Here is a 12,761-nt window from a genome sequence, read left to right on the forward strand (position 1 = left end):
TAAGGAGCATCTGGCACTCTTTGGGGTGTCCAGGCGCCGGATCAGGGCCGAATGTGTCTTGCCGGTTAGCTCATGGGTGGAACGTTTGATGAGGTGTGGGGGAGTGATCTTCGAGTTAGTACGGCCTTCGGGTTGGGAACGCTGGGGGTGAGTGAGCCGGCACATGCACGCTGTTGGGTCCTGAGGGACCGGATGCGCTCTGATCTTCGGATTGGGAGCAGACGAACCTCAGGACTCTTTCTGTTGCCGGCTGGTGCTGGTGCGGGGAGGGTACCGCCCGTACTTTGAGAACTACACAGTGGACGCGAGCATCTTCGAGATGAGTAATCATCTCGTGAAGATGATCTTAAAGATCATTAGTCAATTTCGATTGACGATTCAAACTCATGTGATTTCAAGTCTTTAAGAGCAAACGGTGGATGCCTTGGCATCTGGAGCCGAAGAAGGACGTAGCAATCTGCGATAAGCCTCGGGGAGTGGATAAGCACACTGTGATCCGAGGGTGTCCGAATGGGGAAACCCCGCTGGGCGGCGTGCCGACCCAGTGACTCCCGCCTGAATATATAGGGCGGGTAGAGGGAACGTGGGGAAGTGAAACATCTCAGTACCCACAGGAAGAGAAAGCAACCGCGATTCCGTTAGTAGTGGCGAGCGAAACCGGAACAGGCTAAACCGAGTACGTGTGATATCCGGCAGGAGTTGCGTATTCGGGGTTGTGGGACTTTTCTGGTTGTTCTGCCGAGCAGCCGGCGTTACAAGAAGGTATAGACGAACTGGATTGAAAGCCAGGTCATAGAGGGTGCCAACCCCGTAGTCGAAATGCCTCTCTTGGCGCGAAGAGTATCCCAAGTAGCACGGGGCCCGAGAAATCCCGTGTGAATCTGTCAGGACCACCTGATAAGCCTAAATACTCCCAGATGACCGATAGCGGACAAGTACCGTGAGGGAAAGGTGAAAAGTACCCCGGGAGGGGAGTGAAATAGTACCTGAAACCGTTTGCTTACAAACCGTTGGAGCCTCCTTAGTAGGGGTGACAGCGTGCCTTTTGAAGAATGAGCCTGCGAGTTAGCGATACGTGGCGAGGTTAACCCGTGTGGGGTAGCCGTAGCGAAAGCGAGTCTGAATAGGGCGATTCAGTCGCGTGTCCTAGACCCGAAGCGAAGTGATCTATCCATGGCCAGGCTGAAGCGACGGTAAGACGTCGTGGAGGGCCGAACCCACTTAGGTTGAAAACTGAGGGGATGAGCTGTGGATAGGGGTGAAAGGCCAATCAAACTTCGTGATAGCTGGTTCTCTCCGAAATGCATTTAGGTGCAGCGTTGCGTGTTTCTTGCCGGAGGTAGAGCTACTGGATGGCCGATGGGCCCTACAAGGTTACTGACGTCAGCCAAACTCCGAATGCCGGTAAGTGAGAGCGCAGCAGTGAGACTGTGGGGGATAAGCTTCATAGTCGAGAGGGAAACAACCCAGACCACCAACTAAGGTCCCAAAGCGCGTGCTAAGTGGGAAAGGATGTGGAGTTGCTCTGACAACCAGGAGGTTGGCTTAGAAGCAGCCACCCTTGAAAGAGTGCGTAATAGCTCACTGGTCAAGTGATTCCGCGCCGACAATGTAACGGGGCTCAAGCACGCCACCGAAGTTGTGGCATTGACATTATTGGTAGGCCTTCGTGGTCCAGCCGTGTTGATGGGTAGGAGAGCGTCGTGTGGCCAGCGAAGCGGCGGTGTGAACCAGCCGTGGAGGCCACACGAGTGAGAATGCAGGCATGAGTAGCGAAAGACGTGTGAGAAACACGTCCTCCGAAAGACCAAGGGTTCCAGGGTCAAGCTAATCTTCCCTGGGTAAGTCGGGACCTAAGGCGAGGCCGACAGGCGTAGTCGATGGACAACGGGTTGATATTCCCGTACCGGCGAAGAACCGCCCAAACTAATCCAGTGGTGCTAAGTGCCCGAATTCCTTTGTATCGATCCCTTCGGGGTGAGAGCGTTGGAGCTAGCGCATGACCCCATGCTGGTGCGGTTAGCGTATTAACAGGTGTGACGCAGGAAGGTAGCCCAACCCGGGCGATGGTTGTCCCGGGGCAAGTGCGTAGGCCGAGTCATAGGCAAATCCGTGACTCTTACAGGCTGAGACACGATGCGGATAAAAAGTGGGTGATCCTCTGCTGCCAAGAAAAGCATCGACGCGAGGTTCTAGCCGCCCGTACCCCAAACCGACTCAGGTGGTCAGGTAGAGAATACCAAGGAGATCGAGAGAATCGTGGTTAAGGAACTCGGCAAAATGCCCCCGTAACTTCGGGAGAAGGGGGGCCATCCACTTATATGAGCTTGCCTCAAAAAGGGTGTGGTGGCCGCAGAGACTAGTGGGTAGCGACTGTTTATTAAAAACACAGGTCCGTGCCAAGTCGCAAGACGATGTATACGGACTGACGCCTGCCCGGTGCTGGAAGGTTAAGAGGACCGGTTAGCCGTAAGGCGAAGCTGAGAATTTAAGCCCCAGTAAACGGCGGTGGTAACTATAACCATCCTAAGGTAGCGAAATTCCTTGTCGGGTAAGTTCCGACCTGCACGAATGGCGTAACGACTTCCCAACTGTCTCAACCGCGAACTCGGCGAAATTGCACTACGAGTAAAGATGCTCGTTACGCGCAGCAGGACGGAAAGACCCCGTGACCTTTACTACAGCTTGGTATTGGTGTTCGGTGTGGCTTGTGTAGGATAGGTGGGAGACTTTGAAGCGGTGACGCCAGTTACCGTGGAGTCATTGTTGAAATACCACTCTGGTCACTCTGGATATCTAACTTCGAACCGTAATCCGGTTCAGGGACAGTGCCTGGTGGGTAGTTTAACTGGGGCGGTTGCCTCCCAAAAAGTAACGGAGGCGCCCAAAGGTTCCCTCAACCTGGTTGGCAATCAGGTGGCGAGTGTAAGTGCACAAGGGAGCTTGACTGTGAGACTGACAGGTCGAGCAGGGACGAAAGTCGGGACTAGTGATCCGGCAGTGGCTTGTGGAAGCGCTGTCGCTCAACGGATAAAAGGTACCTCGGGGATAACAGGCTGATCTTGCCCAAGAGTCCATATCGACGGCATGGTTTGGCACCTCGATGTCGGCTCGTCGCATCCTGGGGCTGGAGTAGGTCCCAAGGGTTGGGCTGTTCGCCCATTAAAGCGGTACGCGAGCTGGGTTTAGAACGTCGTGAGACAGTTCGGTCCCTATCCGCTGCGCGCGTAGGAAATTTGAGAGGATCTGACCCTAGTACGAGAGGACCGGGTTGGACGAACCTCTGGTGTGCCAGTTGTTCTGCCAAGAGCACCGCTGGTTAGCTACGTTCGGGATGGATAACCGCTGAAAGCATCTAAGCGGGAAGCCGGCCTCAAGATGAGATTTCCATGCCTTCGGGCGAGAGGCTCCCAGCCAGACTACTGGGTTGATAGGCCGGATGTGGAAGCGTGGCAACACGTGAAGCTGACCGGTACTAATAAGCCGATGACTTGATAACACACCGTTTTGGTGCTTGCGTCCACTGAGTGGTTCTCGATGTACGGTCGAGAACTGCACAACTGATCTTCGATCGTTGTGTGCTTGATGAAACATCAATAGTGTTTCGGCGGCCATAGCGTGAGGGAAACGCCCGGTCACATTCCGAACCCGGAAGCTAAGCCTCACAGCGCCGATGGTACTGCAGGGGGGACCCTGTGGGAGAGTAGGACACCGCCGGACTTCATTTCAGGAAATGGCCACCCAACGCTGGGTGGCCATTTCCCGTTAACAGACGCGTCGCGTGACGCGGCCGTCGTCGTCGCGGCGACTATCGTGGAGGTATGTCGATGGATGGCGACGACCAGCAGCTGCGCCGCGAGGATCTGCTCTCCGCCCTCGAGGTGATCGAGGAGCAGCCCCTTCGCGAGCGCGCCGCCGCCTACGCCGCCCTGCACGACGAGCTGGCGCGCCGCCTCGAATCCGGCCCGCGCGACGGCGGCCAGTGACGGTGCGGTTGGATGCGGCCCTCGCCGCGCGAGGGCTGTCGCGTTCTCGCACCCAGGCCGCGCGGGACATCGAGGCCGGTCTGGTCACCGTCGACGGTGTGGCGGTCGTGAAGCCGTCGACGCCGGTCGCGGACGATGCGGTCCTGGCTGTGGCTGGTGCGGACCACTACGTGAGTCGTGCCGCGCACAAGCTCATCGCGGCCCTCGACGCCTTCCCGATCCGTGTCGACGGACGGCGGTGCCTCGACCTGGGGGCGTCCACGGGCGGCTTCACGCAGGTGCTCCGCGAGCGCGGGGCGGCGCACGTCCTCGCCGTCGACGTCGGACACGGGCAGCTCGCGGCCTCCGTCGCGGCCGACCCCGGCGTGACGGTCGTCGAGGGCTTCAACGTCCGCTACATGACGCCGGCAGCGCTGGCCGCCGCATCCGGCGACGATCGTGTGCCCGAGGTGGTGGTGGCCGATCTCTCGTTCATCTCGCTGGGGCTCGTCCTCCCGGCGATCGCGACGCTGGTCAGCGCCGCCACCGACATCGTGCTGCTGATCAAGCCGCAGTTCGAGGTCGGTCGGACGGGGGTGCGTGAGGGACTGGTCACCGACCCGGCCGCCCGCGCCGACGCCGTCGCGGGCGTGCTGTGGGCGGCGTGGGACGTGGGGCTCGGCACCGCCGGCCTCATCGCCTCGCCGCTGGCGGGCACGCACGGCAACCGAGAGTACCTCGTGCACCTCCGGCCGATCGCCGCCGCCTCTGTCGACCGCCCGGCGACGCCCGGCAATCCGACAGAATGGCTGAGGACGATCGATGAGCTGACGGGAGCGGTATGACCGACGCGAAACGTACGCGCGACATCCTGGTGGTCGCCCACGCCCGGCGAGACGACACCGTCGCGGCCGCTCGTCGCGTCATCGCCGCGCTGACCTCGGCCGGTGCGCGGCCGGTGCTCGCCGTGGACGATCCCGAGCTGGTCGCGGCCCTGACCGATCTCGGTCCGCTGGCGGCCCTGGGCACGGATGTGCACGTCGCCGACGTCGAGCTCGCCATCGTGCTGGGCGGTGACGGCACCATCCTGCGTGCGGCCGAACTGGTGCGCGACGGCACCGCGCCGATCCTCGGCATCAACATGGGCCATGTCGGCTTCCTCGCCGAGATCGAGCCGGACGACATCGACGACGCCATGCGCCGCATCATCGCGCGCGACTATCAGGTCGAGGAGCGGATGACCCTCGCCGTGCGCGTGAAGGATGCCGACGGCGCCGTGATCTACGACACGTGGGCGCTCAACGAGGCCACCGTCGAGAAGGCCGCGCGCGAGCGCATGATGGAGGTCGTCATCGAGATCGACCGCCGCCCGCTGTCGAGCTTCGGCTGCGACGGCGTGGTCATCGCGACTCCCACGGGCTCGACGGCGTACAACTTCTCCGCCGGAGGGCCGGTGATCTGGCCCACCGTCGAGGCGATCGCGGTGGTCCCGCTCTCGGCGCACGCCCTGTTCGCGCGCCCCCTGGTCGTCGGCCCCGAAGCCACGGTGGCGATCGAGGTCCTCGCCCGCACCGACGGCACCGGCATCCTCTGGTGCGACGGGCGGCGGTCCCACGACCTGCCGCCGGGCGCGCGCGTGGTGGTGAGCCGATCCGCTCAGCCGGTGCGGCTGGCGCGTCTGCACCCGGCACCGTTCACCGATCGGCTGGTGCGCAAGTTCCAGCTCCCCGTGACCGGCTGGCGGGGCCCCGCCGAAGGGTCGGCGGCCGTCGCGACGGGGGAGGGCTCGACGTGATCGAGCAGATGACGTTGCGCGATCTGGGCGTGATCGCTCAGGCGACCCTCCCGATGGGGCCGGGGTTCACCGCGATCACCGGTGAGACCGGTGCGGGCAAGACCATGGTGGTGACCGGACTCGGGCTGCTCCTCGGCGCGCGCTCGGACTCGGGCGTCGTGCGCGCGGGGGCCGCTCAAGCGGCCGTGGAGGGCGTGTGGGTCGTGCCGGATGCCGGTGCCGTGGCCGACCGCGTCGCGGAGGCGGGCGGCGAGGTGGAGCCGATCGGCGACGGCCTCGCCGAGCTCTACCTGGCGCGCACCGTGACGGCGGAGGGTCGCAGCCGCGCCAGCGTCGGCGGGCGTACGGCGCCGGCGGGCGTGCTCGCCGACCTCGCGGAGCAGCTCGTCGTGGTGCACGGCCAATCCGATCAGCTGCGTCTGCGCTCCGGCGCCGCCCAGCGCGACGCCCTCGACCGCTTCGGCGCCGCGGAGATCCTCCCCGCGTGGGAGGCATACCGCGAGGCGTACACCGCGTTGCGCGAGCTGTCGGCGCAGATCGCGGACATCACCGGCCACGCGGCGGAACGCGCCGCGGAGGCCGAACGGTTGCGCGCGGAACTCACGGAGATCGAGCAGGTCGATCCGCAGCCCGGCGAAGACCTCGAGCTGGCGCAGCGCGCCGAGAGACTGGCCAACGTCGAAGAGTTGCGACAGGCGGCCGCGATCGCCCACGATGCCCTCTCCGGCGGCGGCGAGGCGCCGGATGTCACGCTGCTCGTCACGGAGGCGCGGCGCGCACTCGACCGGGCCGCGCGCAGCGACACGATCCTCGCGGGTCACGCGGCGAGCCTCGACGACATCTCGTACCGCGTGGCCGACCTCGCCACCGAGCTGAGCGCGTACCTCGCCGACCTCGACGACTCGGGGCCGCACGAGCTCGCCGCGGTCGAGGAGCGCCGGGCCGCCGTCACCGCCCTGGTGCGCGCGCACGGCACCCTCGACGCCGCGCTCGAGCTGGCGCGCACCGGTGCGTTCCGTCTCGCCGAGCTCGACGACGACGGTGAGCGCATCGCCCGCCTGCGGGAGGAGGAGGCCGAGGCCACCGCCGCCCTCGACGCCCTCGCGTCCCGCCTCACCGCCGCGCGCCGCGCCGCGGCCGTGCGCCTGGCCGACGCGGTCACGCAGGAGCTGCACGCGCTCGCCCTTCCCGACGCGCGCGTCGTCGTCGCCGTCGAGGAGGCGGCCCCCACGGCATCCGGCCGCGACGACGTCACGATCCTGCTCGCGCCGCATCCGGGCGCGGAGCCCCGTCCCGTCGCCAAGACCGCCTCGGGCGGCGAGCTCAGTCGTGTCATGCTGGCGATCGAGGTCGTCATCGCGGGCTCCGGCGGGGTTCCGACGTTCGTGTTCGACGAGATCGATGCGGGCATCGGCGGCGCGGCGGCGATCGAGGTCGGTCGACGCCTCGCGCGGCTCGCCGAGACGAGCCAGGTGATCGTCGTGACCCACCTCGCGCAGGTCGCCGCGTTCGCCTCCAACCACCTGAGCGTCGTGAAGTCCGGCGACGGCTCGGTGACGGCGTCGAGCGTGCGTGCGCTCGTGGGCGCCGATCGGGAGGCCGAGATGGCGCGCCTGCTGTCCGGCCTGTCGGATTCGACCACCGCTCTCGACCACGCCCGGGAGCTTCTGAGCCTCGCCCACTCCGGGCTGATAGGATGAAAGCCCGTGACGGACACTCATTCAGCAGGTAAGACGGCGGGCAAGACTTCGAACGACACCACCAAGCACATCTTCGTGACGGGCGGTGTCGTTTCGTCGTTGGGGAAGGGCCTGACCGCCGCCTCCCTCGGGAATCTGCTGACGGCGCGCGGACTGCGCGTGGTGATGCAGAAGCTCGACCCGTATCTCAACGTCGATCCCGGGACGATGAACCCGTTCCAGCACGGTGAGGTCTTCGTCACCGACGACGGCGCGGAGACCGACCTCGACATCGGCCACTACGAGCGCTTCCTCGACATCGAGCTGAGCCAGGCGGCCAACGTCACGACGGGCCAGATCTACTCCCAGGTCATCGCGCGCGAGCGCCGCGGCGAGTACCTGGGCGACACGGTTCAGGTCATTCCCCACATCACCGACGAGATCAAGCGTCGGATGCGCCTGCAGGCCGACGAGACGCCGAAGCCCGACGTGATCATCACCGAGATCGGCGGCACCGTGGGCGACATCGAGTCGCAGCCGTTCATCGAGTCGGCGCGCCAGATCCGCCACGAGCTCGGACGCAAGAACGTCTTCTTCGTGCACGTCTCCCTCGTGCCGTTCATGGGCGCCTCGGGTGAGCAGAAGACCAAGCCCACGCAGCACTCCGTGGCGGCCCTGCGCTCCATCGGCATCCAGCCGGACGCCCTCGTGCTGCGCAGCGACCGTCCCGTCACCGAGTCGAACAAGCGCAAGATCGCGCTCATGTGCGACGTCGACGAGGATGCCGTCGTCAACGCGATCGACGTGCCCTCGATCTACGACATCCCCACCATGCTCAACGAGCAGGGACTCGACAGCTACATCGTCGACGCGCTGGGGCTGTCGGGCAAGGCCGCCGAGGTGGACTGGACGCGCTGGAGCAAGGTGCTCGACGCCGTCCACAACCCCAAGCACGAGGTGACGATCGGCCTCGTCGGCAAGTACATCGACCTGCCCGACGCCTACCTGTCGGTCACGGAGGCGCTCAAGGCCGGAGGCTTCGCACAGGAGACGAAGGTCCAGGTGAAGTGGATCGCGTCCGACCTCTGCGAGACGCCGGAGGGCGCCGAGAAGGCGCTGGGCGCCCTCGACGGCATCGTCGTGCCCGGCGGTTTCGGCATCCGCGGCATCGAGGGCAAGCTCGGTGCGCTGCGTTTCGCGCGCGAGCAGGGCATCCCCACGCTCGGCATCTGCCTGGGCCTGCAGTGCATGGTGATCGAGTACGCGCGCCACGTCGCCGGCATCGAGGGCGCCTCCTCGAGCGAGTTCAACCCCGACACCACGCACCCCGTCATCGCCACGATGGCCGAACAGGTCGACATCATCGACCGGGGCGACCTGGGCGGCACGATGCGTCTCGGCCTGTACGAGGCCGAGCTCGCCGAGGGGTCGCTGGCCGCCGAGGTCTACGGCGCGGGCCGCGCGAGCGAGCGCCACCGGCACCGCTACGAGGTCAACAACCGCTACCGCGACCAGATCGCCGAGGCGGGCATGTGGTTCTCGGGGCTGTCGCCCGACCACGGGCTCGTCGAGTACGTCGAGCTGCCGCGCGACGTGCACCCGTACTACATCGCGACCCAGGCCCACCCGGAGCTGCGCTCGCGCCCGACCGAGGCCAACCCGCTGTTCCGCGGCCTCATCGCCGCGGCGCTGGAGCGGCACCGCGCCAGCGAGCTGTTCGAGGTCGAGCGTGACTGACGCGTCACCGCTCGCGGACGACCCGGTCGAGGCCGCGGTCGTCCGCACCGAGACGCCGTTCGTCGGGCGGGTGTGGAACATCCGCCGCGACGAGGTCTCCTACAACGGCGAGTCCATCGTGCGCGAGTACATGGACCACACCGGGGCCGTCGCGGTGCTCGCGCTGGACGATGAGGACCGCGTGCTGCTGATCAAGCAGTACCGGCATCCGGTGCGCCTGCGCGACTGGGAGATCCCGGCGGGCCTGCTCGACATCGCGGAGGAGTCGCCGCTGGTCGCGGCGCAGCGTGAGCTGGCCGAGGAGGCCGACCTCGTGGCGGCATCCTGGCACGTGCTCGGGGAGTTCATGACCTCGCCCGGCGGCAGCGACGAGGCCATCCGCATCTACCTCGCACGCGACCTGCGCGCGGCCGACGAGACGTTCGCCCGGGAGGCCGAGGAGGCCGACATCGAGGTGCGCTGGGTCGCGCTCGACGAGGTCGTGGACGCCGTCCTCGACCGGCGCGTGCAGAACCCGTCGCTCGTCGTGGCTGCCCTCGCGGCGCAGGCGTCGCGCGCGCGGGCGTGGTCGACGCTGGCGGCGGGAGACGCGCCGTGGCCGCGGCGCCCGCGGGCCATCGGCGAGAGCGGACCCGCGGTCTCGCGGTGAAGGTCGACCGCGCGATCGACGCCTACCTGAGGCACATCACGATCGAGCGCGGCCTGTCGGAGCATACCGTCGCGGCGTACCGCCGCGACCTGTCCGGCTACCGCGCGTGGCTGTCCGCGCAGGGCGTCGAGGAGACGGCGGAGGTGACGCCGGCGCTCGTGGCGGCCTTCGCCGCGGAGCGCGCGTCGGCCGTGCCCCCGCCCGCGGCGACGTCGCTGGCGAGGCTGCAGTCGTCGGTGCGTGGGCTGCACCGCTTCCTGGTGCGCGAGGGGATCGAGCAGGCCGACCCGAGCGATCGGCTGCGGCCGCCGAAGACGCCGCAGCGACTGCCGAAGGCACTGTCCATCGACCAGATCGAGGCGCTGCTGGATGCCGCGGGCCCCGCGCCCGGAGCCACCGGCGACACCGACATCATCCGGCTGCGCGACCGGGCCTTGCTGGAGCTGCTGTACGCGACCGGCGCGCGCGTCTCGGAGGTCATGCAGCTCGACGTCGACGACGTCGCGGGCTCGGGCGGCGAGGTGATCCGCGTGCGCGGCAAGGGGCGCAAGGAGCGGATCGTGCCGGTCGGCTCGTACGCGCGGGCGGCCCTCGACGCGTATCTCGCCCGCGCCCGCCCGGAGCTGTCGCGGCGGGGTCGCGCGACCGCGCGCCTGTTCCTCGGTGCGCGCGGCGCGCCGCTGTCGCGGCAGGGGGCGTGGCTGATCATCCAGGACGCGGCGGGGCGCGCCGGTCTCACGGCGCACGTGTCGCCGCACACCTTCCGGCACTCGTTCGCGACGCACCTGCTGCAGGGCGGCGCCGACGTGCGGGTCGTCCAGGAACTCCTCGGCCACGCGTCGGTCGCCACGACCCAGATCTACACCCACGTCACGGTCGACGCACTGCGCGACGTGTATCTCACCTCTCACCCCCGCGCCCGCTGATTTTCTCCGGCGCATCGGGCGGTTCCCGCCGCGGACGGCGAGGGACGATGGCGGGATGAACCGCGAGAGCATCCCCGCCGTGCACCGTCCCGGACGCGCGCTGTCCGTCTGGTGGATCGTGGCCGGTGCGACCGGTGGCATCGTGGCGTTCCTGCTCTACCTGGAGTACATCGGCCAGCTGACGGGGGCCACGCCGCTGATCAGCTGCAGCATCAGCCCGATCGTCACGTGCGGCCCCAACCTGCTCTCGCCCGGCGGCAACCTGCTGGGGTTCAGCAACTCGATCATCGGCATCATGCTCTTCTTCGGCCCCATCTACGCGGGTGCCGCGGCGTTCGCCGCTCCGGCGGGTCTGCGGTCGTGGTTCTGGCGCGTGTACGGGCTGTTCGTGGCGGGCGCCTTCGTGTTCGTGCACGTCCTGGCGTACCGGAGCGTCTTCGAGTACGGCTCGCTGTGCCCCTGGTGCATGGTGATCTGGCTCGTCACGATCCCGCTCTTCTGGACCGTCGCCGGCTGGACGCTCCGCGACGGGGTGTGGGCGAGCGGGCCCGGTGTGCGACGCGTCGGGGCGGCGGTGCTGTCGTGGCTGCCGCTGATCGTGGTGGCGGACTACCTGGTGATCGCCGTCGCCGCCCAGCTGCGGCTGGATGTCATCGGCAGCCTCTTCTGAGGCGGGAGCCCGGTCGGCGCTCGATCTTTCACGGCGGAAGACGCGGCGCACGGCCGGGTGGTCCGACCACAATGGGCCGCATGGATGCCGCCGGTCGCCCCGAACGCAAGGGCCTGTTCGGCAGACGCGGCCGCGGCGCCGACGCGCAGCGAGACGCCGCCGCCGAGGCCCGACCCGGGTTCGCCTACCTTCCCGAGGGCGAGGTCTACCTCGATTCCGCGTGTCAGACGCTGCGGCCGCAACCGGTCATCGACGCCGTGCAGGACTACTACCTGCACAGCAACGCGTGCGGCGGACGCGTGCGGTACGACGCCGGCCGGCGGGTGGATGCCGAGGTGGCGCGCACGCGCGAGCGGACCCTGGCCGCCCTCGGGCTCACGTCGCGGCGGCACGCCTGCGCCTTCACGCTCAACACGACGTACGGTCTCGGGCTGCTCCTGGCGAGTCTGCCCGCGGGAGGGCACGCCCGGATCGTCACGACGGCCACCGAGCACAACGCCGTGTTCCTGTCGACCATCGCGGCCGCGCGTCGCCGCGGCATTCCGCGCATCGTCCTGGAGCGCGACGACGAGGGCCGCGTGCTCACCGACGAGGAGGGCCTTCGGGACGCGATCGTCGTCGTGTCGGCGATGGATAACGTCGCGGGCGTCGTCACCCCGGACCTGCCGGAGCTGATCGCGTCGGCGCACCGCGTCGGCGGCATCGTCATCGTCGACGCCGCCCAGGCGGCCGCCCATGCCCTCGAAGCCCTCCGCGGTCTCGACGCCGACGCGGTCTGCTTCTCGGCGCACAAGATGTACGGTCCCTCGCTCGGCGTCGTCGTCGCCACGCGGGAGCTGCTCACCGCGTTGGATCCCGTCATCGTCGGCGGCGGCCAGGTGAGCGCCGTCTCGGCCGACGACTTCACCCTGCTGCCCGATCCGCACACCCGCCTCGAGCCCGGCCTGCAGGCGTGGGCCGAGATCATCGGTTTCGGCGCCGCCCTCGATTGGCTGGCCGGGTTCCGCAGCGCCGCCGGCGAGTCGCTCGAGGTGCACGAGCAGCGTCTCGCGACGCGCCTGTACGACGGGCTCGCCGCTCTGCCGCGGCTGCGCATGATCGGCGACGCGCCGACGCCGGTGATCTCGATCCTGCCGGAGCGGGTCGACGGACACCGGCTGGCCGCGTTCCTGGCGCACGCCGGCATCTCCGTGCGCAGCGGATCGTTCTGCGCCCACCACTGGCTGATCGAGCGGCGGGGGTTCGGACCCCTCGTGCGCTTCAGCCTCGGGGCGCACAACACCGACGCCGACGTCGATCGCACGCTCGAGGTCATGACCGCGATGATGGCGGGGTTGTGA

The 12,761-nt window shown here is 67.2% G+C and carries 9 protein-coding genes and 2 rRNA genes; all 11 read left to right on the forward strand.

The annotated features are described in order from the left end of the window. Positions 1 to 392: 392 nt before the first annotated feature. The 11 genes from AC6CQV_RS04360 (at position 393) to AC6CQV_RS04410 (ending at position 12,761) form a co-directional block, all read left to right on the forward strand. Positions 393 to 3,499 (forward strand): 23S ribosomal RNA (locus AC6CQV_RS04360). A 104-nt stretch (positions 3,500 to 3,603) separates the two neighbouring features. Beyond that, positions 3,604 to 3,720 (forward strand): 5S ribosomal RNA (gene rrf, locus AC6CQV_RS04365). Between the two features lie 101 nt (positions 3,721 to 3,821). Beyond that, entirely contained in the window at positions 3,822 to 3,986 is a 165-nt protein-coding gene (locus AC6CQV_RS04370) for a hypothetical protein (RefSeq protein WP_191009711.1), read from the forward strand. After that, on the forward strand, positions 3,983 to 4,810 hold the full coding sequence (locus AC6CQV_RS04375) for a TlyA family RNA methyltransferase (protein ID WP_498260373.1): 828 nt from the start codon (positions 3,983 to 3,985) through the stop codon (positions 4,808 to 4,810). The genes AC6CQV_RS04370 and AC6CQV_RS04375 overlap by 4 nt, the downstream gene beginning before the upstream one ends. Next, complete coding sequence (locus AC6CQV_RS04380; protein ID WP_498260374.1) at positions 4,807 to 5,760, forward strand: NAD kinase; 954 nt, start codon at positions 4,807 to 4,809, stop codon at positions 5,758 to 5,760. The genes AC6CQV_RS04375 and AC6CQV_RS04380 overlap by 4 nt, the downstream gene beginning before the upstream one ends. Continuing rightward, positions 5,757 to 7,460, forward strand: a complete 1,704-nt coding sequence (gene recN / locus AC6CQV_RS04385; protein WP_498260375.1) for a DNA repair protein RecN — start codon at positions 5,757 to 5,759, stop codon at positions 7,458 to 7,460. Before AC6CQV_RS04380 ends, recN begins: the two co-directional genes overlap by 4 nt. A 6-nt stretch (positions 7,461 to 7,466) precedes the next feature. After that, positions 7,467 to 9,176, forward strand: coding sequence for a CTP synthase (gene pyrG / locus AC6CQV_RS04390; RefSeq protein WP_498260376.1), 1,710 nt, complete (start codon positions 7,467 to 7,469; stop codon positions 9,174 to 9,176). Further along, positions 9,169 to 9,825 (forward strand): NUDIX domain-containing protein, encoded by a 657-nt coding sequence (locus tag AC6CQV_RS04395; RefSeq protein ID WP_498260377.1) that lies wholly within the window; start codon positions 9,169 to 9,171, stop codon positions 9,823 to 9,825. The genes pyrG and AC6CQV_RS04395 overlap by 8 nt, the downstream gene beginning before the upstream one ends. Beyond that, positions 9,822 to 10,751 (forward strand): site-specific tyrosine recombinase XerD, encoded by a 930-nt coding sequence (xerD, locus tag AC6CQV_RS04400; protein ID WP_101307248.1) that lies wholly within the window; start codon positions 9,822 to 9,824, stop codon positions 10,749 to 10,751. The genes AC6CQV_RS04395 and xerD overlap by 4 nt, the downstream gene beginning before the upstream one ends. Positions 10,752 to 10,806: 55 nt before the next feature. After that, on the forward strand, positions 10,807 to 11,421 hold the full coding sequence (locus AC6CQV_RS04405; RefSeq protein ID WP_498260378.1) for a vitamin K epoxide reductase family protein: 615 nt from the start codon (positions 10,807 to 10,809) through the stop codon (positions 11,419 to 11,421). Positions 11,422 to 11,501: 80 nt separating this feature from the next. Beyond that, complete coding sequence (locus AC6CQV_RS04410) at positions 11,502 to 12,761, forward strand: aminotransferase class V-fold PLP-dependent enzyme (protein ID WP_498260379.1); 1,260 nt, start codon at positions 11,502 to 11,504, stop codon at positions 12,759 to 12,761.

Source organism: Microbacterium sp. EG9 (assembly GCF_059759475.1).

What these genes read in the sequence shown, in the direction of transcription:
- AC6CQV_RS04405 (WP_498260378.1), top strand. Translation starts at nt 10,807, where the DNA reads ATGAACCGCGAGAGCATCCCCGCCGTGCACCGTCCCGGACGCGCGCTG.
- AC6CQV_RS04380 (WP_498260374.1), top strand. Translation starts at nt 4,807, where the DNA reads ATGACCGACGCGAAACGTACGCGCGACATCCTGGTGGTCGCCCACGCC.
- AC6CQV_RS04370 (WP_191009711.1), top strand. Translation starts at nt 3,822, where the DNA reads ATGTCGATGGATGGCGACGACCAGCAGCTGCGCCGCGAGGATCTGCTC.
- AC6CQV_RS04410 (WP_498260379.1), top strand. Translation starts at nt 11,502, where the DNA reads ATGGATGCCGCCGGTCGCCCCGAACGCAAGGGCCTGTTCGGCAGACGC.